This window comes from Proteus sp. fly-1067 (genome assembly GCF_040139345.1).
Classification (GTDB): domain Bacteria; phylum Pseudomonadota; class Gammaproteobacteria; order Enterobacterales; family Enterobacteriaceae; genus Proteus; species Proteus vulgaris_B.
The window spans coordinates 1-511 of the sequence record NZ_JBEEUL010000292.1 but is presented as its reverse complement, the minus strand read 5'-3'; the positions used below and the strand labels follow the sequence as shown (position 1 = coordinate 511).

Below are 511 nucleotides of genomic sequence, written 5' to 3'. Positions count from 1 at the left end.
ATTTTTAATGTTTTTAATATCGCTGTAAAATTCTTTAACTTCCTTATATTCTGCATTCGAAACCTCTTTTTTAATCCCACGGATTAAACCCAATGGCTTATTGTATTTAAAATATATATCCTGCATTGTTTCGTATTTTTTCATATACGATTTATTGTTTAGTTTATATATTCCGTTTTTATTTTCGATTGGAGTTATAAAAGCGTGAATATGTGGTGTTTGCTCGTCTAAATGTAAAACTGCATTTATTGCATTTTCTCCATATTCATTATGCAAATATTCCATTTGAACTTTAATCCAATCCTCTAAATTTTTGCTATTTGCAAAAAATTCCGGAGAAGCTGTTAAAACTAATTCATTACAAATAACAGAAGTAGAATTACGAGCTTTAACATTTGTTGCTTGAAACCTTGCATTAATATCAGTCCTTAAATCACCAGAACCGATTAAAATTCGGTTTTGGGATTTAAGGTTAGGATCTGCATTATGTGTTTTCCTCAATCGCATATTG

The 511-nt window shown here is 29.2% G+C and carries 1 protein-coding gene; it reads right to left on the bottom strand.

Annotated elements, in window-relative coordinates; genetic code table 11:
• A partial coding sequence (mobV, locus tag ABN217_RS20470) for a MobV family relaxase (protein WP_349460039.1) occupies positions 1-511 on the bottom strand: 511 nt, incomplete at both ends.